Source organism: Neisseria arctica, from assembly GCF_022870905.1.
In the GTDB taxonomy this organism is placed as follows: domain Bacteria; phylum Pseudomonadota; class Gammaproteobacteria; order Burkholderiales; family Neisseriaceae; genus Neisseria; species Neisseria arctica.
Genome location: NZ_CP091510.1, coordinates 1,299,431 through 1,319,839 on the forward strand (window position 1 = coordinate 1,299,431; position 20,409 = coordinate 1,319,839).

Consider the following 20,409-nt stretch of genomic DNA (forward strand, 5'->3'; position numbering starts at 1 on the left):
ATACGAAACCAACGGATCCGCGCTTTATAAGTTTTTATTACAAAAATAAAATGCCGTCTGAAAACCACACATTTTTCAGACGGCATTTTTACGAGGAAAATTAATCGGGCAATAAATGAATATTAACCTTCTGCCCTTCGGAAATGGTTTCTCCGGGAGGCACTTCGCAAAACGCATGCGCGCGCGCGCAAGTACTGAGCATGGCGGAACCCTGATTCGGTAACAAACGGGCCACGGTATCGCCAGCCTCATCTGTTTCTACCATTACCCGTAAAAACTCCCTGCGTTTAATCGGTTTGGCAGTATTGAAAGCCGCTTTGGCAGTGATCACGGGCAATTGCCAATGACGGGGGTTTTTACCCATCATTTTGTTTAGTACCGGCAACAGCAACATATGTGCGGTTACAAATGTCGCAACAGGATTACCCGGCAGGATAAATACATTGGTACGTGCGATACTGCCCCACGCGAAAGGCTTGCCGGGCTTGATGGCCAATGTGTGCGTAGTCAGATGGCCGACATTTTCGATTGCCTGTTTGAGATAATCGGCTTCCCCTACGGAGGCACCGCCGCTGGTAACAATTACATCAAATTTTTTAGCGGCAAAGCCCAAAGCAGCTTCCGTCCGCGCCAAATCATCGGGCAAAATACCGCCGTCCATAACTTCGGCGCCAATCATGCGCAACAATGCCATCAATTGGTAACGGTTGGCATCATAAATTTTACTTTCCCCCAAAGCATCGCCCGGTTCGGTCAATTCATTGCCGCTGGAAAATACAATAACTTTTAAACGTGCAAACACGGGAACATTCTTATACCCCTGGGAAGCGGCCAAGCCCAAAGCAGCGGCATTCAGGGTGCATCCTTCCGGCAACAACTCTTGCCCTGCATCGATTTCTTCAGCCTTCAGGCGCATATGCTGCCCTGTACGGATATCGGCCTCAACCGAAAGAATATCGCCGTCTATCGTAGTTTGCTCCTGCGGTACGACGGCGCTAGTATTGGCCGGCAGCGGCGCACCGGTAAAAATCCGTACCGCCTGCCCGTGAGATAACGGCATATCGGCAGTTTGCCCTGCTTGAATACGGCTGACTACGGAAAATTGCTTCAAACCCCCTTCGGTATCGCAAACGGCATAGCCGTCCATCGCACTATTATCAAACAAAGGGCTTGGATAGCGGGCATTCAGCGGAGCTGCCAATACACGGTTGGCAGCTTCTCCTAAGGCAAGATTAACGCATTCCAGCGTACAATTATGAGTATCGAATAATTGCCGGCGGGCGGTTTCGAAATCTATCATGTCGGATATTCCATATCTTGTGGTGAGTTGTAATTAGTGAAATCAGCCTCATGCGGAAACATCACTGCTCGGGCGCGCTGTTGCTGCAGCCAACCGCGAATAGTGCGGGCACCGGCATTCAGATAAGTGACTGCGGCAGGCAAAAGCTGCGGACGGACAAACATAATGCTGTAATGCGCACGCGCAGAAGTTTGCGCATAAAACGCATGGCACAAAGGGGATTTACGGGCGGCCGCCGAAAATGTGGCGGCCAAATCCGGCGGCAGATAGGGAGTGTCGCAAGGCACGGTTAACAGCCAATCCGCACTGACCAATTGCAAATCGCTGGCAGCGGTACACAATGCGGCCAAAGGGCCCATCATCTGCCAACGCCGCGCATCGGAGAATACATGCGGGCTGCGCTGTGCGTATTGCTCCAAATTGCGGTTGGCACTGATGGCAATATGTTTTACTTGGGGACGCAGGCAGTCGACCACATGGTCAATAAAAGCTTTGCCTTGCCACTCAATCAAACCTTTGTCTTCGCCCCCCATGCGGCTGCCTTGTCCGCCTGCCAAAATCAATGCCGTAATATTCATTGCGCCTTTTTCCAACTTTGGGCCGCTTGCATATCGGTAGTTTTAGCCTCCACCCAATGAGAACGGCCGTCTGAAAAATGCTCCTGCTTCCAAAACGGGGCTTCTGTTTTAAGGTAATCCATCAGGTATTCGGCAGCGGCAAATGCGGCTTTTCGGTGTTCGGAAGCAACCAATACCAATACTATCTGCTCTTCTGCCGCCAACATTCCCACCCTATGGATAATGGTGCAGGCGGTAAGTGGCCAACGGTTGAAGGCGGAATCGGCAATACGGGCTATTTCCGCTTCCGTTACCTCAGGGAAATGCTCCAAAAATAAATGCGAAAGCGGGGTATCGGTATCTCTATCGCGCACCAATCCGCTAAACGCCACGACGGCTCCGGTATTACGGCTTCGTTGAAGCAACGCCTGATACTCTTCGTTAATGTTGAAATCTTCATGCTGGATACGAATGAGGGTTTTCATATTCAGCCCCCTGTTACCGGGGGCAACAGGCCGACTTCGGCACCTGAAGGGATATAGTCTTCCCAACTGCTGATTTTCTTATTGATGACTAACCGGAAAATCTTGTCTTCTGCCAAAGCCTCGCGCCATACTTCACCGCGTGCATGTAAAAATTCCAACAGCTCCCGACCACTGCCGCCCTGCCATTCCAGCTGTTCCTGTACGGTAGCCAGCTGCTGTTTCAATACACCGAAATAAAGAATCGTAATCATTGTGTTCAAACCATTATCGTATTATTTGTAACCACGGTATTTACAACCGCATTACAAGCCGTCTGAAACGCCTTGCCTGTACCGTTTCCTACCGTGTTATGGAAATATTGTCAGAATTTTACCGCAAAACCCATCTTCATAAGGCTAAAGCGGCATCCTCCCTTTGGCGGATTGCAGCCCGCTTCTTACGGTGATAGGGTATCCATCATTTTTACCAACCTGCCTTATCCATGAATCTGATTGCACGGTTCCGCCGAAAATACACCGCCAGTTTATCCGGGCGACTTAAACTGCTTACCTGTTTGTGGGTAGGCGCGGCTTTGTTTTCCATCGCTTTCACGCTGGTACTTTCATGGCGGCTGGAAGGCGCAGGGGCAGCTATCAACGAGGCGGGCAGCCTGCGTATGCGTACCTACCGTTTGGCTTATCTGGCCGAGCGCCAAGCAGATTATGCGGTGATCGAAGCCCAACTGCAATCTTTCGAAGATGCACTGCATACCATTGAAAAAGGTGACCCCAAACGCCCGCTGTTTCTGCCCGATACACCGCAAATCCACCAAAATATGCATAATATGCAGCAACATTGGTATCAGAATATCAAGCCGAAAATTCAGGCAGGCACCGTACCCGATGCCGCGCAACTCAAACAATTCGTCGGTATTATTGATGACTTTGTTCTTTCGGTAGAAAAAATCAATACCCGCAATACCGAATGGCTCCGCCTTTTTCAGACGGCCTTGATGGTCATGGTATTGGTTGGTGCCGGTGTGATGGTGGTATTACTGTATTTATGGGTAATCCGTCCGATTGATATTTTACGCGAAGGGGTAAGTGCCATCCGCAAAGGCCATTTCGGCACCCGCGTTGCCACCGGCACCGTTGCCGAATTTGACCAATTGGGCAAAGGCTTCAATCAGATGAGCGCACACCTGCAAACTCTCTATACCGACCTTGAAGGCCAAGTGGCTTTGCAAACGCGCAATCTCGAATTAAAAAACCACGAATTGGAAACGCTGTACCAAACCTCAAGCGAACTACACCAATCACAAACCTCCGTAAAAGCCGCCGATAATTTTCTCAATAAAGTATTACCTCAGCTACCGGCTTCGGCAGCCAGTATCCGGCTGCTTGATTTCGATAGGCAACGGATGGATTTAGTTGCCAGCAGTGGCTTGCCTCAAACAATGCAGAATGCTGAGCAATGCGAACATCTTGAAGACTGCCTTTGCGGAAAATCTGCCGCGCGTACAGACGGCTATCCCGTACAGTTTTACGATACGCATCAAAAGGTATCCGGTGAAAATATCGCAAAAACCTTATGCGAGCGTGTCGGCTTTGATGATATCGCTGTTTTCCAGATCCGCTACCAAGAGCAAAAAATCGGTATTCTCACACTGTATTTTTCAGGCGGCCTCAAACTATCCAACCAAGAGACCGCCCTACTCAAAGCACTGTGCGACCAACTCGGCGTAACCATCGCCAATATCCGATTAGTAGAAGAAAGCCGACAATTAGCCGTATTACAAGAGCGTAACCTGATGGCACAAGGCCTGCACGATAGCATTGCCCAAACACTCACCTTTCTCAACCTGCAAGTGCAAATGCTTGAAAGCGCCATGCAGCGCCAAGAACAAGAGCAAGCCGAAGAAAATCTGCGCTTTATCAAAGACGGCGTACAAGAATGCTATGATGACGTACGCGAACTACTACTCAATTTCCGTACCAAAATCAGCCGTAAAGAATTTCCCGAAGCCGTGCATACTCTAATAAAACGCTTCGAACAACAAACCCAGATTCCCGCCGATATCCGTTGGCAGGGAGAAGGCTTTCCCCTTAGCAGCGACGAACAACTTCAAGTGATTTTCATCCTGCAAGAGAGTTTGTCGAACATCCGCAAACATGCCCAAGCCCGACATGTCGACATCCAGATTATCAACGAGCAAGATTTCATACTACGCATCCGCGACAACGGCATCGGTTTTGATACCGCCCGCCTCAAACAAATTTCCGGCGAGCACGTCGGACTGGGCATTATGCACGAGCGCGCACGTCGCATTCATGCAGAACTTAACATACAATCCGGGGTAACCGAAGGTACTGAAATCACCCTTACCCTGCCACATCACGAAAGAACCGTAACATGAGCCATATTAAAATTGCATTAATCGATGACCACACACTATTTCGCAGCGGAATCAAAGCATTGCTTTCAAGACAGAACGATTTTGAAATCGTCGGCGAAGCTGCCGATGGCCTAGCCGGAGTCAAGTTGGTAGAGCAGGTGTGTCCCGACATTGTACTACTGGATTTGGATATGCCCGTAATGAACGGCCGCGAAGCCTTGGCACAAATCCTTAGTGCCAAGCCCGAACAAACCGTAGTGATGCTGACCGTATCGGAAGACAGCGACGATCTCACCGAATGTATGCGTATCGGCGCACGCGGCTTTCTGCTGAAAAATATCAATGCCGACTTTTTACTTGAAAGCATCCGCAAAGCCGTAGACGGTGATAACGTTTTTTCGCCCGAAATGACGGCACGCCTGGTTCAATCGCTGATTTCCCCCACCACTCCGCCAAAAAACCAAGAATTAGCCAGCCTAACACCTAGGGAAATGGAAATTCTCGGCCACTTGGCCGCGGGCCACAGTAATAAAGTGATTGCCCGCCATTTGGATTTAGCCGAATCCACTATTAAAGTACACGTGCAAAATATCTTACGTAAACTTGAGCTAACCAGCCGAGTACAGGCAGCCGTATATGCCGTACAGCACAACGTACCGCAACCGGACTAGAAAACATAGCCGAGCACAAAAATGAAGCGGTAAGCCCGTTTCACTTTCCTTGTATTCGGGTAAATCAACCTTAAAAAAAGAGACCCTTCCGGGTCTCTTTTCAGACGGCATTATTTCAATTGCGGCTCACTTTCACCAAACTAACATCTTTTGTCTCGTGTACGCTCCATAATGCCAATAACGATAAAATACCGTTTACGGCCAAATAAACGCCTACACCCATTAAACCGTAATTTTCATTCAATTTAATCGCCACAATAGTTGCAATCGACGCTCCGACAATAGCGGCAAAATTATATGCAAGCGATGCGCCCGAATAGCGTACTTCAGTAGGGAAAAGCTCAGGCAACAAAGCGGCCATCGGGCCGAAAGTACAACCCATCAACACCATACCGACCAAAATAAAAGCCAAAACACTGACAGGTGTACCGTTCAGCAGAAACAAGGGCATCGCCAAACCGAAAATAATAATAAGCAAGGTTATGCCGATCAACCAAGCACGGCGGCCGATTTTATCTGCAAAAATACCTGAAATACTGGTAAAAATACCAAACACCACCGCTCCGATCATCAAAAATCCGGTAAAGGTATTTGCCGCGATACCCAAACCCGTAGGATGTCCTGACGGCGACAAAGCCACAGGGCTTTTAGAATAAACCTGCACAAATGCCGTCATCACATAAAACAGCACATACGTTGCAGTCATGATAAACGTACCCTGCAGAATCGGCTTGATATGCTTCACCATCACCTCTTTTACCGGCGCATCCACTTTCAAACCTTTATCTTCAACTTCTTTAAAGACATGGCTTTCATGCAGCGTCAGGCGCATATAAAGACCGATTAACACCAAAACAATCGAAATTAGAAAAGGAATACGCCAAGCCCATTCAACCAACGCATCGGCACCAAAAATCGCACTCACGCCGAAAAAGGCACCGTTAGCCAATAACAGACCGATGGGTGCTCCCAATTGCGGAAATGTACCGAACCAGGCACGCTTGCCCTCGGGAGCGTTTTCCGTAGCAACCAGAGCCGCACCGCCCCATTCTCCGCCTAAGCCAAGCCCCTGCCCGATACGGCAGATACACAAAAACAAAGGTGCCCAAATACCGATACTTTGATAAGTGGGCAACAAACCGATGGCAACGGTAGAAATCCCCATAGTTAGCAAAGAAGCCACTAAAGTTTTCTTACGGCCAATTTTATCGCCGAAATGTCCGAAAAGTGCCGATCCCAAAGGGCGGGCAAAAAAAGCCAAAGCCAATGTGGAAAGTGAAAGCAAAATAGCAACGCCGGGGTTGCTTTTGTCGAAGAACTGGGTATTGAACACCAGCACAGCTGCTGCCGCATAGATATAGTAATCGTAAAATTCGATAGCCGTACCGATCATTGAGGCAACCGCCACTTTGTACGGATCGTTGCGCAACACGGCCTCTTGCCCGTCTGCACCCCGGGTAATATTACTCATTTTCAGATGCACTCCAAAATATTGTCTGTTAAATAAACACCGCTTATTTGCCGTCGGATAGACAGTTAACCCGGAGTTGTGCATCTGTGCTTTGTGAGCGAGATATCCCTCGGAATAAGCATATGGTAGTGCGTTCTTCAGGCCAATCAGGTTTTGCGGCAGTATCGTACCCAATATAGCAAGTTTACAAAAAACCATCAATTGTAAACTTAGGTAACTCCGGAGCCATTCATGCCGTCTGAAAATTTTCGGCATTGCGGTGGTTGTTTTTCTCTAAAACAATACCTCACCGGTGCAGCCAAACCATTTTTTTTATGGCATGATTCAACAGTTCACCCTTTTCCGCCGGGTTCGATAACACCCGCGCTATGCGCCATATCGGAAGATTTATTATGCAAACCCTTATTCAATCCGTTCAGCAGGAACTGCGTCTAAAAAAGCAGCAAGCCGTAGACGCCTACCGTGAGAATCGTCAGCCCAATCTTTTTTTCGAACGATACGGCAATGCGCTAGATACTGCATTGGGTACGCTATGGGCTGAATTTTTTGCAGGCAGGCCTTTATGTTTGCTGGCAACCGGCGGTTACGGACGCGGCGAAATGTATCCCTTTTCAGATTTGGATTTAGCTATTGTTTCCGAAGAGGCGCTTACCGAAGGCGAACAAGAAAATATCGCTCTGTTTATACAAACCTTATGGGATATGCAACTGGCTCCGGCTGTAAAAGCCGGTAGTATCAACGAATTATGCGCAAGCGCCGCCGAAGATATTACGGGCGATACTGCTTTTTTAGAAGCGCGTTTTTTATGCGGTAGCCATCTCGTAGCTGAAAAAATGTTTATCCATTTGGGCTTCCAACGAGATACCGCCACTTTTATCGAAGCCAAATTAGTAGAAATGCAGCAAAGGCACGATAAATCCCAAGGCTCCGGCGCTGTCTTAGAACCCAACGTCAAAACGTGCCCGGGCGGGCTGCGCGACATTCATACAATGCTATGGCTAGCTAAAGTACAAGGCTTGGAAGCCGATATTCATACCCTGATCAGCCAAGGCATTATTACCCGCACCGAAGCGGGTATGCTGATGAACAGCCATAAACAGCTGGCTAAAATACGTATCGACCTGCACCTGACAGCAGGACGGGAAGAAGACCGGCTGATTTTCGACCTGCAAACCCAAGTGGCCGCTAATCAAGGGCTGCAAGACGACAAGCGAAATATCAAAAGTGAGAAACTGATGCGGGCGCTTTACCGTGCCACCAAGACAGTCAAACAGCTCAACGGCATTCTACTACCCATGTTGCGCGGTCGCGTATATTCTCGCCTGCCGCGAATCGTTTACGATATCGATGAAGACTATTATCAAGTGGGCAACCAAATCGCTGCCAAAGATAAAAAATTATTTATCAAAAAGCCTACCCATATTTTCAAAATCATCCAGCTTTTGCAAAGCCGCAACGATCTCACCGACATTGCCCCGCAAACCCTGCGTGCTTGGTGGGCTGCCTCACAACGTATCAATGAAGACTTTTACCAAAATCGGGTCAACCGCGAACGTTTTATCAGTTTTTTCAAACAAGGCAGCGGCCTTACCCACGTTGCCCGTTTTCTGAACCTGTATGGCGTGCTAGGACGTTACCTGCCTGCCTGGGGAAAAATCGTCGGGCTATTACAGCATGATTTGTTTCACATCTATCCGGTAGACGACCATATTCTGATGGTTTTGCGCAACATGAGGCGGCTGGCTATGGATGCCCACAGTCATGAGCTCCCATTTGCATCAGCCCTGATGAATTCTTTCGAGCACAAATATATCTTATATTTGGCTGCTGTTTTTCATGATATCGCCAAAGGCCGGGGCGGCGATCATTCCGAACAAGGTATGGCGGATGCCCGCGACTTCGCCCGCGACCACTTTATGCCCGAAACAGACAGTGATTTGCTGGTGTGGTTAGTAGAAAACCACCTGCTGATGTCTGCTACCGCTCAAAAAGAAGATATCCAAGATCCCGACGTCATCGCTCGTTTTTGCAGTAAGGTTCAATCCCAAGAACGGCTGAATGCCCTTTACTTGCTTACCGTAGCCGATATTCGCGGCACTAATCCCAAATTGTGGAATGACTGGAAAGCCAATCTTCTACAAAACCTCTTTCACGCTGCTGCCCGACATTTTGCAGGTGAAACCCGAGACCGTTCGGTCATTGTCAGCCGCCGCCAAAAAAGTGCGCAAGAACTACTCTCCCACACCGGTACGCCTGAAAAACAACAAAAAAAATTGTGGCAGGTACTCGGCCCTGCCTATTTCGTGCGCCACGAATCACAAGAAATTTTGTGGCACTGCGCCAATCTCGTTCATAACATAGAAACCGCACAAGCACGCAGCCGCATATCGCCCGATGGCAATACTTTGCAGGTGATGGTATTTATGCCCAATGCCGCCCGTGTATTTGCCCGCTTGTGCCGTATTTTCAGCCATCATGGCCTCAATATTCTTTCGGCCCGTGCCTATGTAACCGAACATAATTATCTGCTCGATACTTTCATCGTACAAATACCCGCCCGCCACCAAAGCAGCGATTATCCCTATATACAAAGTGCCCTCGAAGCCGAACTGAACAACTTCATCCACGGTTTTCATACCGAAGACGACGCTACCTGCGGTATCCGTAGTCGCCGCAGCCGCCATCTGCCGATAGCACCGCATATCGTTTTAACACCCGAGGAAAACCGCCCCGGCTGGTACACGCTGGAGCTTATTGCCGTTAACCGGCCTTATTTGTTGGCCAATATCGCCGAAGTCTTGTCCGACCAAAACATCAGTTTGCGCTATGCCAAAATCACCACGCTGGATGAGCGCGTGGAAGACAGCTTCGTGCTTTATTGCCCGCATTTGGAAAACCCCAAAAACCAATTGGAACTCAAGCGCGCCCTGTTGGAACAGTTAAGTAATTAATCCAAGGCCGTCTGAAAATATTCAAAACTTTCCGCCAAAATAAAATGCCGTCTGAAAATATTTTCAGACGGCATTTTTCAAATAAAAATCGCTTTATCTGTATATTCAAACTGCGACAAAGCCTGTTCAAGTACTTCTGCCTCTTTAATAGTACGAATATGCTCAAACAATAATTGAGCTTCCGGATAAACCTTACGCAGCATCCCCAACCATTGCTTCAACCGTGCTACCGGATATTTATTGTTCGCCTCTTTTTTCAAACACAAATCAAAAAACAAGCGTATCCAATCCATCACTTCTGAAAATTGTGCTTCTACTACCGTTGTTCCATGCTCATATTGTGCGATTTGTCTGGCCAAATCAGGCCTCATCACCGCACCGCGCCCAAGCATAATGCTGTCGCATCCGCTTTCAGCCTTAATGCCGATATAATCGTTTAAGGTGAAAACATCACCGTTGGCCGTTACCGGAATATTAACCGTATCACGTATTTTCCTTACCCAGCGCCAATGTGCCGGCGGTTCGTAGCCTTCTACTTTGGTACGGGCATGAACGGTTAGCGCACATGCCCCTCCTTCGGCAATCGCACAAGCATTTTCTAAAGCCAGTGATTTGTCTTCGAAACCCAACCTCATTTTTGCAGTGAGCGGGATGTGCGGCGGCAATGCAGAACGTAAAGTCTGCACAATATGCTGGATAAGCTCAGGCTCTTTCAAAAGCACCGCCCCGCCCTTGTGCTTGTTCACCGTAGGCGCCGGGCAGCCGAAATTAAGATCAATTTTATCCACGCCTAAGCGAACCGCTGCCAAAGCGTTTACAGCCATGTTCTCAGCATCACTACCCAATAATTGGACGGTACAAGGCACCCCTGCATAAGTACGGTTGCCATTAGCAATTTCAGGAACATATTTCAACCAGGTTTGGCGGGAATGAACCGTATGGGTGATGCGTACAAATTCACTAACACATTCATCAAAGCCACCGATACGGGTAAGCAGGTCCCGCATTACATCATCACAAAGCCCCTGCATCGGAGCCAGAACCAAACGGTGAGTGTTCATCAAGATATACCAAAATATTAAAAAATATCAGCGGGTTTGAATCTTTCAAACCCGCTGCTTCAACAGCCCATAAGTTTATTTTAGCGGCGGTGGTACTTTTTGACTACCGGTTTGCGAACTTCATCCGACTTTTCAAGCAAATCTGCCGACTCTGATTGATACCCGATATCATGTCCTTCGTCTTTCGCTGATTGTTTACTTTTTTCATTCCACATAAATGCTTCGGAAAGATCGGTAAAAGTAATCACATCTTGACGATTACGGTCTAAAGTGAAAACAGGCTTTCCATAACGATAAACCAAATTGGCATCAATATTCAAAACATGCTGCTCGGCATTAACTTGGGCATAGTTGCGTACTCCCAAAACCCGCCCGTTTCGGTTTAGATAAAAACTTGTATAGTAATCGCTGCCAAAGTATTTTTTGAAATCGAATTCTGCCATTGCTTTTGACAATTTTTCAGCAGAATCGCGCGCCTCTTCGATTTTCTGCTCATCTATATTTTGCTCGGGCAAAGTTTTTTGCAAATAATCAAAATGCTGCCTGTATGCTTTTATAAAAGCATCGGCATAGGCAGTTTTTGTCGGCTTGTCCCACCGGATTTCCAAGCGGTATTTAGCGCCTAATTCTTTGGCAAACTCGTCTTTCTCTGCCAATCGATAAGTTTCCGCAGGCAATGAGCCGTATGCGCTATACGATGCCAATACCCATGCCCTAAAAATATTCCGTAACGGTATGTCATCCAAAGTACCTTTCGGTAAGGTGAAACGGAATGGTTCGTTTAACATACGCAAACGCATCGGAGAAGCAACGAAAAAATCCAATATTGCCGTAATACTGCCCGGAGCTTCCATAGTAAGGCTCAGATTTTTCAAATCAAATAAAAGCGGCAGTTTCATACTGCTATATTCATTACGTCCCCGCATAAGCAATTCGGGCGTTAACTCCAACAATTCTTCGCGTAAATCAACCGCTCCCGCATATTTCAGACGGCCACTTTCCAAATATTGGGTTAGATTGGGATATTGTTCTAAAGCTCGCGTCGCTAATACACCTACATTCTCACTTTCCTCGGATGAACCAAGTATGGTTGACAACAAATCTCCCTCTGCTGCATTTTCATCAGCTCCGCTTACAGACTCATCCGCCAACGACAATGTGGCTGTTTCATTGTTTCCTGTATCTTCCCCATCCGGCAGCTTACTTTCCTTATCTGCAGACTTCATAGGTAAAACACCTTCATATCCGTCTGTCTGTCCTGCTTTTTCAGTATCGCCCTCTTTCAAAGCAATTTTACGGCTCTTTTCAAAAGCCTGGGAATCAGAGGGCACTCCCTTATTTTTCTCACTTAAGAAAATACGCATTTCACCGCTGAAATTGTAGCTGCTATCCTGCTTTGTACTACGCTCCATCGCGATTTTCATCATATCTTGCGGAGATTTTCCGTTTAATGTACCGCAAGCACTTAAACCAAAGACAACAGGCAGCAATACCGCCAATACAGTCCTCCTCATATCCTTTTCCTTTTAAAATATAAAATTTATTCAATATTCTAAACAAATTCTTAACAATCTCCAATACAAAAAAGGTCATTAACCAATATCGCCCATCGTTGGCATATGCAGTATCATGTACAAAATCACTATTTATCATCTACGCCTTCAACACCACCCGTCATTATTATGCCTTACACCGTTACTCTCTCACCGGACAATACCGAATTCCCCATTAACGATAACGAACCGATTCTGGCTGCAGCAAAGCGCTATGGCCTTAATTTGCCGCACTCGTGCCAAAATGGCATTTGCGGACAGTGCAAAGCAGAAATTCTCGAAGGGGAAATCATTCAAGGTCCTCATGCCGAGCTGGCATTAAGCAGCGAAGAAACCGTACACGGTAAAATCCTAATGTGCTGTTGTGGCGTAAAAAGCAATATCCACCTCAAAGTACCTGCGTATAACGGCATCAAAGCACCACCCGTTAAAACCCTGCCCACCCGTATAACCGCCATTGAAATCAGAAATCACACTGCCATTGTGACACTGACCCTCCCCAAAGCGCCTCCGTTTATTTTCCATCCCGGCCAATACATTGATATTTTATTACCCAACAACCAAACCCGCAGTTATTCGATTGCGAATAACCCACAATATACTGAATGGCTGGAACTACATATCCGAAAACATGACAACGGCTTATTTAGTAATATGATTTTTAACGATAAGCCTACCGTTCAACCCAAAAGCATTTTACGTATCAGAGGCCCTCTGGGTACATTTTCCCTAAGAGAGGGACAAAAACCGATTATCTTTTTAGCTGCCGGTACGGGTTTTGCCCCCATCCAAAGTATGCTGCATCATCTTATCAACATAGATAGCATACGCCCTATTCACTTATATTGGGGTATGCGTACGATACAAGACTTTTATGCTTTGGATACCGCAGAAAACTTAATCGCACAGCTACCGAATGCGCGCTTTACTCCGGTTCTCTCCCGTGCAAATAGTGATTGGCACGGTGCGCGGGGTTATGTTCAAGACCACGTTATCCAAGACTACCCAGATCTGTCCGGTTACGAAGTTTATACCTGTGGCTCTCCTCAAATGATTCAAGCTGCCAAAACGGTTTTATCAGAAAGATGCAGGCTACCCGAACATGCTTTTTTTTCAGACATCTTCCTACCGGCATCAACCTAAACCATAAAAGCATACGGCCTTCCATAACTGGTAGCCGTTTTACTTTTACTTCAGGTAGCTAGGCAATACAAAATACAAATATTCCCGATTTAACAACCAACTCTCCCAACCTTGACTTGCATCAAAGACCTTGCTCGGATTTTCCCTATAATGCCTAATAACAAAGCCTAAAAACTGAATTTCATAATTTAACTAACGGTGAAAACTATGGAACTCTTTAAAGAATTATTTGCATCTCCGGTAGGTATTTTGTCTTTTATTACGATTGCTGTAGTGATTGTTATTGCAACATTTTTATTTTTCTGGGTTAAAAAGCAAGCAGACAATAGTTCTCAACGCTGACGTTTCTTTTCCTCTTGATGTGTGTGTGTTTAGGGTGTGGCTGGTGTCACACCTTTTTTTTGTTTATGCTAACAGTTTTATCAAATTTATTTCCAAATAACTATTTTTGAATAAAAAATTTAGTTCACAATATTTAAAATACGATATATTAAAACTATTAACAATTAATTAAACTATCCAAATCTTAGATATAATAACTGGTTATTTAGAAAATTATAAATAGTTCCCATTATAAAAGTTAAATAAAGTAAATAAAATACATTGCTATCCAGATAAAAACAATTCTTTACATACCCATTAAAAAATGAATTTAAAAGTATAAAAATATCAAAATAAACTACTTATAAAAATAGTTAATTTTTTCAAAACAAATAGATAAAAAGCTCTATAAATAATTTAAAAAATAAAAATAAAACAATAATTTAAACAATACAAAACAATCATATACAAGTAATTTATTTATAAAATTTATTATTTGTATCCGATTAAATACATTTTTAATATTATTCCGTGAAATACCGAAAAGAAAGGTAAAACGATAACTTTAAAGTTAAATAGCCGCCTATGATATATCTATGGTAACCGCCTTAATCAAGGCAGTCTTTTGAAGAAAGTATATTAAAATGAAAAAATATTTTGCCGAATTTTTTGGTACCTTTTGGTTGGTATTAGGCGGTTGCGGCAGCGCAGTATTGGCCGCTGCTTTTCCTGAATTGGGTATCGGCTTTGCAGGCGTAGCGCTCGCATTCGGTTTAACCGTACTGACTATGGCTTATGCCGTAGGCCATATTTCAGGCGGCCACTTTAATCCGGCAGTTTCCGTCGGATTGTTTATAGGTGGCCGTTTTAACGGTAAAGATTTGCTGCCCTATATTGCAGCCCAAGTAATCGGCGCCATTGCCGCCGCTGCCGTGCTTTACTGCATTGCATCAGGCAAAGTCGGCTTTGATGCCGCTGCATCAGGCTTTGCCAGTAACGGCTTCGGCGAACACTCTCCCGGCAATTACAGCATGATGTCGGCTTTGGTTATCGAAGTTGTTCTGACTGCGTTTTTCCTGATTATCATCATGGGTGCCACCGACAAGCGCGCACCAGCCGGATTCGCACCGATTGCCATCGGCTTGGGCTTAACATTGATCCACTTGATCAGCATCCCAGTAACCAATACTTCTGTTAACCCCGCCCGCTCTACCGGTGTCGCATTATTCCAAGGCGGTTGGGCTGTCGATCAACTATGGCTCTTTTGGGTAGCACCGATTATCGGCGGTGCCATCGGTGCGGCAATTTACCGTTATTTGTTAAGCGACAACGACTAACATACAAGATTGAACCTTTGTGCGGTTACCAAAGCAAATGCAGCCTGATTTCAGGCTGCATTTTTTATTACAACATTGAAGCACACATACTATTCTGCCGCACCAAACAGCAAGCCTTCTTTAATCCCCCGAATCTTATCGCGCAATACCGCCGCTTCTTCAAACTGCAAATCACGGGCGGCTTGCTGCATGGCTTTTTCGAGTTTGGCAATCTCTTTCAAAGCATCTTCTTCGGTGTGGATTTCACCCACTTTTACCGATTTTCCTTTCAGACGGCCTTTATTATTTTCTTCATGATACACGCCGTCGATAATGTCTTTTACCTGTTTGGTAATTTGTGTGGGTGTGATTCCGTGCTCTTCGTTAAACTTGATTTGCTTCTCACGACGGCGTTCGGTTTCTTCGATGGCTGCTTTCATCGAATCGGTTATTTTATCGGCATAAAGAATCGCAACGCCGTTTACGTTACGGGCAGCCCGACCTATGGTTTGGATTAAGCTGCGGTGGCTACGCAAAAAACCCTCTTTATCGGCATCCAAAATCGCCACCAGAGAAACCTCGGGAATATCCAAGCCTTCGCGTAATAAGTTGATGCCTACTAACACATCAAACAATCCCAAACGCAAATCACGAATGATTTCCACGCGCTCAACGGTATCAATATCACTATGGAGATAGCGTACTTTAACTCCCAATTCACTGTAATAGTCGGTCAGCTGCTCAGCCATACGCTTGGTGAGCGTGGTTACCAACACCCGCTCGCCTTTGGCAATCCGGTCGTTGATTTCACTTAGTAAATCATCCACCTGTGTAACCACCGGACGGATAATGATTTGCGGATCAACCAAACCTGTGGGACGAACCACCTGCTCGACAACTTGACCTGCATGTTCGGACTCATACTGGGCAGGAGTTGCCGATACAAAAACGGTTTGCGGCATGATTTTTTCAAATTCATGAAACTTCAGCGGACGGTTATCGCGGGCAGACGGCAAGCGGAAACCGTAATCCACCAAATTTTGCTTACGGCTGGCATCTCCTTTATACATACCACCGATTTGGCCGATGGTAACATGGCTTTCATCAATAAACATGATGGTATTTTTCGGCAGATAATCCATCAACGTGGGCGGTGGCTCCCCCTCTTTTTTACCGGAAAAGTGGCGGGAATAGTTTTCAATGCCTTTGCAAAAACCCATTTCATAGAGCATTTCCAAATCGAAACGGGTACGCTGTTCGATGCGCTGTTGCTCGACATGGCGCATTTCTTTGGCAAAAAATTCGATACGCTCGCGCAATTCTTCTTTGATTCCCTCGCAAGCGCGCAAAACCGTATCACGGGGGGTAACGTAATGGCTGGAAGGAAACACGGTATAGCGGCCTACCCGCTGAATACTGCCGCCCGTTAACGGATCAAACAAATCCAAGCGGTCAATCTCATCATCAAACAAACTGATTCGCAAGGCATTATCCGAACTTTCGGCCGGGTAAACATCTATCACATCGCCCCGTACTCGGAAAGAGCCGCGTTTGAAGTCCATATCGCCGCGTTCGTATTGCATGGCAACCAAAGTAGCGATGATGTCGCGCTGCGACAAAGTATCGCCCTCTTTGACCGACAGCACCATTTGCTGGTATTCAGTAGGATCACCGATACCGTAAATTGCGGAAACGGTAGCAATGATAATCACGTCATTGCGCGTCATCAGGTTTTTGGTGGCAGAAAGGCGCATTTGCTCGATATGTTCGTTAATCGCCGAATCTTTTTCGATAAACAAATCACGGCTAGGTACATACGCCTCAGGTTGATAATAGTCGTAATACGATACAAAATATTCCACCGCATTTTCAGGGAAAAATTCGCGCATCTCGGCATACAGCTGCGCTGCCAGCGTTTTATTGTGCGCCATAATGATTGCCGGCCTGCCGCTGCGGGCAATCACATTGGCCATGGTATAGGTTTTTCCCGAACCGGTTACGCCCAACAGCGTTTGATATGCCAGGCCGTCTGAAAGACCTTCCAGCAAACATTCTATCGCCGTTGGCTGGTCTCCTGCCGGCGGAAACGGCTGATGGAGAATAAACGGACTGTCGGGGTATCGTATCACTTCCATAATGAATGCAGACTCTTAACTAAGTACAGACTGTTTATCATACCAAAAAAGCCTATGGCCGTCTGAATCCGACTATCTGTATATAACAAAATCGCATTTAATTAAAACCAAGCATTCTTTCCCTTTTTCAGACGGCATGGGCTAAAGTAACGCCATACGGAACGAAATAATAAGGAACACCTATGCCCTCCCAAGATCCGCGTGCCAAACTGCCTGATACACCGCTCTCCGACAACGAGCGCCTGAAAGACCACAGCGACTACCTTCGCGGTACGATCGCTTCGGATCTTTCAGACGGCCTCACAGGCGGCTTCAACGGTGATAATTTCCAATTAATCCGCTTTCACGGCATGTACGAACAAGACGACCGCGATATCCGTGTCGAACGTATCGAACAAAAATTGGAACCGCTGAAAAACGTCATGCTGCGCTGCCGTCTGCCCGGCGGCATTATCAGCCCCAAACAATGGCTGGGTATTGATGAATTTGCCACCGAACATACCCTATACGGCTCTATCCGCCTGACCAACCGTCAAACTTTCCAATTCCACGGCGTATTGAAAGACAACATCAAGCCCATGCACCAATGGCTAAATGCGCTTGGGCTTGATTCTATTGCCACCGCTGGCGATGTAAACCGCAATGTTTTATGCACCAGTAATCCGGTCGAGTCGTCACTGCACCGCGAAGCATACGAGTGGGCAAAAAAAATCAGCGAACACCTGCTGCCTCAAACCCGTGCCTATGCCGATATCTGGCTTGACGGCGAAAAACTGCACTCAACCGAAGATTTAACCGCCGCACCGCTGGTTACAGGCGCAAACAGCGGCGACTCCACAGAGCCCGTATTGGGCAAAACCTACCTGCCGCGCAAATTCAAAACCACCGTTGTTATCCCGCCGCATAACGATGTCGACTTACACGCCAACGACCTTAACTTCGTCGCCATAGGTGAAAACGGCAAGCTCGTCGGCTTTAACGTTTTGGTAGGCGGCGGCCTCTCTATGGAACACGGCAATACCAAAACCTATCCCAACACCGCCAGAGAATTCGGCTTTATACCGCTTGAAAAAACCCTAGATGCCGCCGCCGCCGTGGTGTCGGTACAGCGCGATTGGGGCAACCGCTCCGACCGTAAAAATGCCAAAACGCGCTACACCCTCGAGCGTGTCGGCGTACAAACCTTTATCGAAGAAGTCGAAAACCGCATGGGTGCGAAATTCGAGCCTGTCCGTCCTTACAGCTTCACCACACGGGGCGACCGCATCAGCTGGGTGGAAGGCGAAGACGGCAAATGGCACCTCACCTTATTTATAGAAAACGGCCGCTTACTCGATTATCCGAACCGGCCATTAAAAACAGGCGTGCGTGAAATAGCCAAAATCCACAAAGGCGATTTCCGTCTCACCGCCAACCAAAACCTGATTGTGGCTGGCGTCAGCCAAAACGATAAAGCCGAAATCGAAAAGATTGCCCGCGACTACGGCCTAATCAGTGACAGTACCACTGCACAGCGCGAGCATTCGATGGCTTGTGTTTCCCTGCCCACCTGCCCGCTGGCAATGGCCGAAGCCGAACGCTTCTTGCCCCAATTTACCGATAAAATCGATGCCCTGCTGGCACGCCACCAACTCAGCCAAGAACATATCGTCCTACGAATCACCGGCTGCCCTAACGGTTGCGGCCGCGCCATGCTGGCCGAAATCGGTTTGGTCGGCAAAGCCATAGGCCGGTACAATCTTTATACTGGCGGCAACCGCGAAGGCACACGTATTCCGCGCTTGTTTAAAGAAAACATTACCGAGGCGGAAATTCTCGAAATTATCGATAGCTGGCTGGCCGCCTGGGCTGCCAACCGCACCGACGGAGAAGGCTTTGGCGACTTTGCCATACGCAGCGGCATCGTCAAACCGGTATTAGATGCCCCACGCGATTTCTGGATCAGTTAAGCCCTAATCCGATACTGCCCGCCACCTTAGCAAGGAAACGGCGGGCAGCATTTACTTAAGTAGGCCTATACCATATCCCAATGTATCGGCTTGACAACAGCGGATTTCCCAATCGTCTCACCATATCAAATATAAATAGCAAGACTTTGAAAATTATTACATATTTGCTATCATAAAACGCCTTCTGAACAAGCAAGGCAATTTTTTATAGAAAGGCATCCTAATGAAAAAACGCAGTACCGAAATCAATAAAGGGCCGATTAAAGACAACGCTTTAAAAGCCCTTGTGAAATCGAATATTTTCCGGCACAAGGTTTATAAAAACAAAAAAGGTAAAGGCTCATATAGCCGAAAAGGCCGCCTAAACCACACCGAATCAGGTTTTTTGCGTATCATGCATAAACCTGATTTTTTATTGGCCGTCTGAAATGCTGCTTTTAATTTTTTCTTTGTTTACCGCTCTGCTGGCGGCGGATATTTATGTCGCCCTCAAAGCACGCCGGCAAAGCTATCAAAATACCACCCGTATTCCGGCTTGCGATTTCGGCCTGATTTTAGGCACGGCAAAATTCGTCGGCAGCGGACACGGACTAAACCGCTACTACCAATACCGTATCGATGCCGCAGTCGAACTTTGGCGTGCCGGAAAAGTAAAACAATTTGTCGTGAGCGGCAGCGGCATTGACAACAAACCTAGCGAAACCGTCTGCATGCAAGCGGATTTGGTAGCCGCCGGCGTTCCTGAAAACGTTATCTGGCAAGACCCGGCAGGGTTTCGCACACTCGACAGTATCATCCGTTACCGCGATACTTTCCGCCAACACAGTGTCTGCATCATTTCCCAACCCTTTCACAACCAGCGCGCGCTAATCCAGGCACAAGCCTACCGTTTGAATGCCTGCGCGTATAATGCCCAAATCGTAGGCGTACGCGCAGGCTGGAAAATCCATGCGCGCGAACGCGCCGCCCGCCTACGTTTGTGGTACGACTTACTCAGCCGCGCCAAACCTGCCCGCAATACGGAGCAAACTCCTATCAAACAATATCCCACCAAACCTTGCATTTAAATTTTTCAGATTCAAAGGCCGTCTGAAATTAAATGTTTTCAGACGGCCTTTTCAT

General features: G+C 47.0%; 17 protein-coding genes. 9 read left to right on the top strand and 8 right to left on the bottom strand.

The annotated features are described in order from the left end of the window. Positions 1-100 precede the first annotated feature (100 nt). Genes LVJ86_RS05945 through LVJ86_RS05960 form a run of 4 tightly spaced genes read right to left on the bottom strand, consistent with a single transcriptional unit; the run spans position 101 to position 2,593 of the window. Positions 101-1,300 carry a molybdopterin molybdotransferase MoeA gene (locus tag LVJ86_RS05945; protein WP_047760152.1) on the bottom strand — a complete coding sequence of 400 codons (1,200 nt, stop codon included), beginning with the start codon at positions 1,298-1,300 and terminating at the stop codon, positions 101-103. Further along, positions 1,297-1,878, bottom strand: a complete 582-nt coding sequence (gene mobA, locus LVJ86_RS05950; RefSeq protein ID WP_047760153.1) for a molybdenum cofactor guanylyltransferase MobA — start codon at positions 1,876-1,878, stop codon at positions 1,297-1,299. Before mobA ends, LVJ86_RS05945 begins: the two co-directional genes overlap by 4 nt. Then, positions 1,875-2,342 carry a molybdenum cofactor biosynthesis protein MoaE gene (locus tag LVJ86_RS05955; RefSeq protein WP_047760154.1) on the bottom strand — a complete coding sequence of 156 codons (468 nt, stop codon included), beginning with the start codon at positions 2,340-2,342 and terminating at the stop codon, positions 1,875-1,877. Before LVJ86_RS05955 ends, mobA begins: the two co-directional genes overlap by 4 nt. Positions 2,343-2,344: 2 nt before the next feature. After that, positions 2,345-2,593, bottom strand: coding sequence for a MoaD/ThiS family protein (locus LVJ86_RS05960; protein ID WP_047760155.1), 249 nt, complete (start codon positions 2,591-2,593; stop codon positions 2,345-2,347). Positions 2,594-2,823: 230 nt separating this feature from the next. Here LVJ86_RS05960 and LVJ86_RS05965 point away from each other — a divergent pair, with 230 nt between their 5' ends. Next, entirely contained in the window at positions 2,824-4,737 is a 1,914-nt protein-coding gene (locus tag LVJ86_RS05965; protein ID WP_047760156.1) for a type IV pili methyl-accepting chemotaxis transducer N-terminal domain-containing protein, read from the top strand. Next, entirely contained in the window at positions 4,734-5,387 is a 654-nt protein-coding gene (locus tag LVJ86_RS05970; RefSeq protein ID WP_047760157.1) for a response regulator, read from the top strand. The genes LVJ86_RS05965 and LVJ86_RS05970 overlap by 4 nt, the downstream gene beginning before the upstream one ends. A gap of 115 nt (positions 5,388-5,502) precedes the next feature. Here the strand turns inward: LVJ86_RS05970 and LVJ86_RS05975 are convergent, their stop codons facing one another. Continuing rightward, a complete protein-coding gene (locus tag LVJ86_RS05975; protein ID WP_047760158.1) occupies positions 5,503-6,858 on the bottom strand; it encodes an MFS transporter in 1,356 nt (451 codons plus the stop codon). Between the two features lie 392 nt (positions 6,859-7,250). Here LVJ86_RS05975 and glnD point away from each other — a divergent pair, with 392 nt between their 5' ends. Beyond that, a complete protein-coding gene (gene glnD, locus LVJ86_RS05980) occupies positions 7,251-9,809 on the top strand; it encodes a [protein-PII] uridylyltransferase (protein ID WP_075968068.1) in 2,559 nt (852 codons plus the stop codon). A 77-nt stretch (positions 9,810-9,886) separates the two neighbouring features. Here glnD and LVJ86_RS05985 read toward each other — a convergent pair whose 3' ends face one another. Both LVJ86_RS05985 and LVJ86_RS05990 read right to left on the bottom strand, forming a co-directional pair. Continuing rightward, complete coding sequence (locus tag LVJ86_RS05985) at positions 9,887-10,870, bottom strand: tRNA dihydrouridine synthase (protein ID WP_047760159.1); 984 nt, start codon at positions 10,868-10,870, stop codon at positions 9,887-9,889. Between the two features lie 80 nt (positions 10,871-10,950). Continuing rightward, entirely contained in the window at positions 10,951-12,384 is a 1,434-nt protein-coding gene (locus LVJ86_RS05990; RefSeq protein WP_047760160.1) for a hypothetical protein, read from the bottom strand. A gap of 168 nt (positions 12,385-12,552) precedes the next feature. Between LVJ86_RS05990 and LVJ86_RS05995 the strand changes: the two genes are divergently transcribed. The 3 genes from LVJ86_RS05995 (at position 12,553) to aqpZ (ending at position 15,224) form a co-directional block, all read left to right on the top strand. Further along, entirely contained in the window at positions 12,553-13,566 is a 1,014-nt protein-coding gene (locus LVJ86_RS05995) for a 2Fe-2S iron-sulfur cluster-binding protein (protein WP_047760161.1), read from the top strand. 207 nt (positions 13,567-13,773) lie between these two features. Then, positions 13,774-13,908, top strand: coding sequence for a DUF3149 domain-containing protein (locus tag LVJ86_RS06000; protein WP_082131226.1), 135 nt, complete (start codon positions 13,774-13,776; stop codon positions 13,906-13,908). 623 nt (positions 13,909-14,531) lie between these two features. Further along, entirely contained in the window at positions 14,532-15,224 is a 693-nt protein-coding gene (gene aqpZ, locus LVJ86_RS06005; RefSeq protein ID WP_047760162.1) for an aquaporin Z, read from the top strand. Positions 15,225-15,313: 89 nt separating this feature from the next. Here the strand turns inward: aqpZ and uvrB are convergent, their stop codons facing one another. Beyond that, positions 15,314-17,338, bottom strand: coding sequence for an excinuclease ABC subunit UvrB (gene uvrB / locus LVJ86_RS06010; RefSeq protein WP_047760163.1), 2,025 nt, complete (start codon positions 17,336-17,338; stop codon positions 15,314-15,316). A gap of 182 nt (positions 17,339-17,520) precedes the next feature. On the opposite strand from uvrB, the gene cysI reads away from it, so the two are divergent. The 3 genes from cysI (at position 17,521) to LVJ86_RS06025 (ending at position 20,354) form a co-directional block, all read left to right on the top strand. Continuing rightward, positions 17,521-19,287 carry an assimilatory sulfite reductase (NADPH) hemoprotein subunit gene (gene cysI / locus LVJ86_RS06015; RefSeq protein ID WP_047760164.1) on the top strand — a complete coding sequence of 589 codons (1,767 nt, stop codon included), beginning with the start codon at positions 17,521-17,523 and terminating at the stop codon, positions 19,285-19,287. 223 nt (positions 19,288-19,510) lie between these two features. Further along, complete coding sequence (locus tag LVJ86_RS06020) at positions 19,511-19,714, top strand: ribosome alternative rescue factor ArfA (protein WP_047760165.1); 204 nt, start codon at positions 19,511-19,513, stop codon at positions 19,712-19,714. A gap of 1 nt (position 19,715) precedes the next feature. Then, positions 19,716-20,354, top strand: a complete 639-nt coding sequence (locus LVJ86_RS06025) for a SanA/YdcF family protein (protein ID WP_047760166.1) — start codon at positions 19,716-19,718, stop codon at positions 20,352-20,354. Positions 20,355-20,409 lie beyond the last annotated feature (55 nt).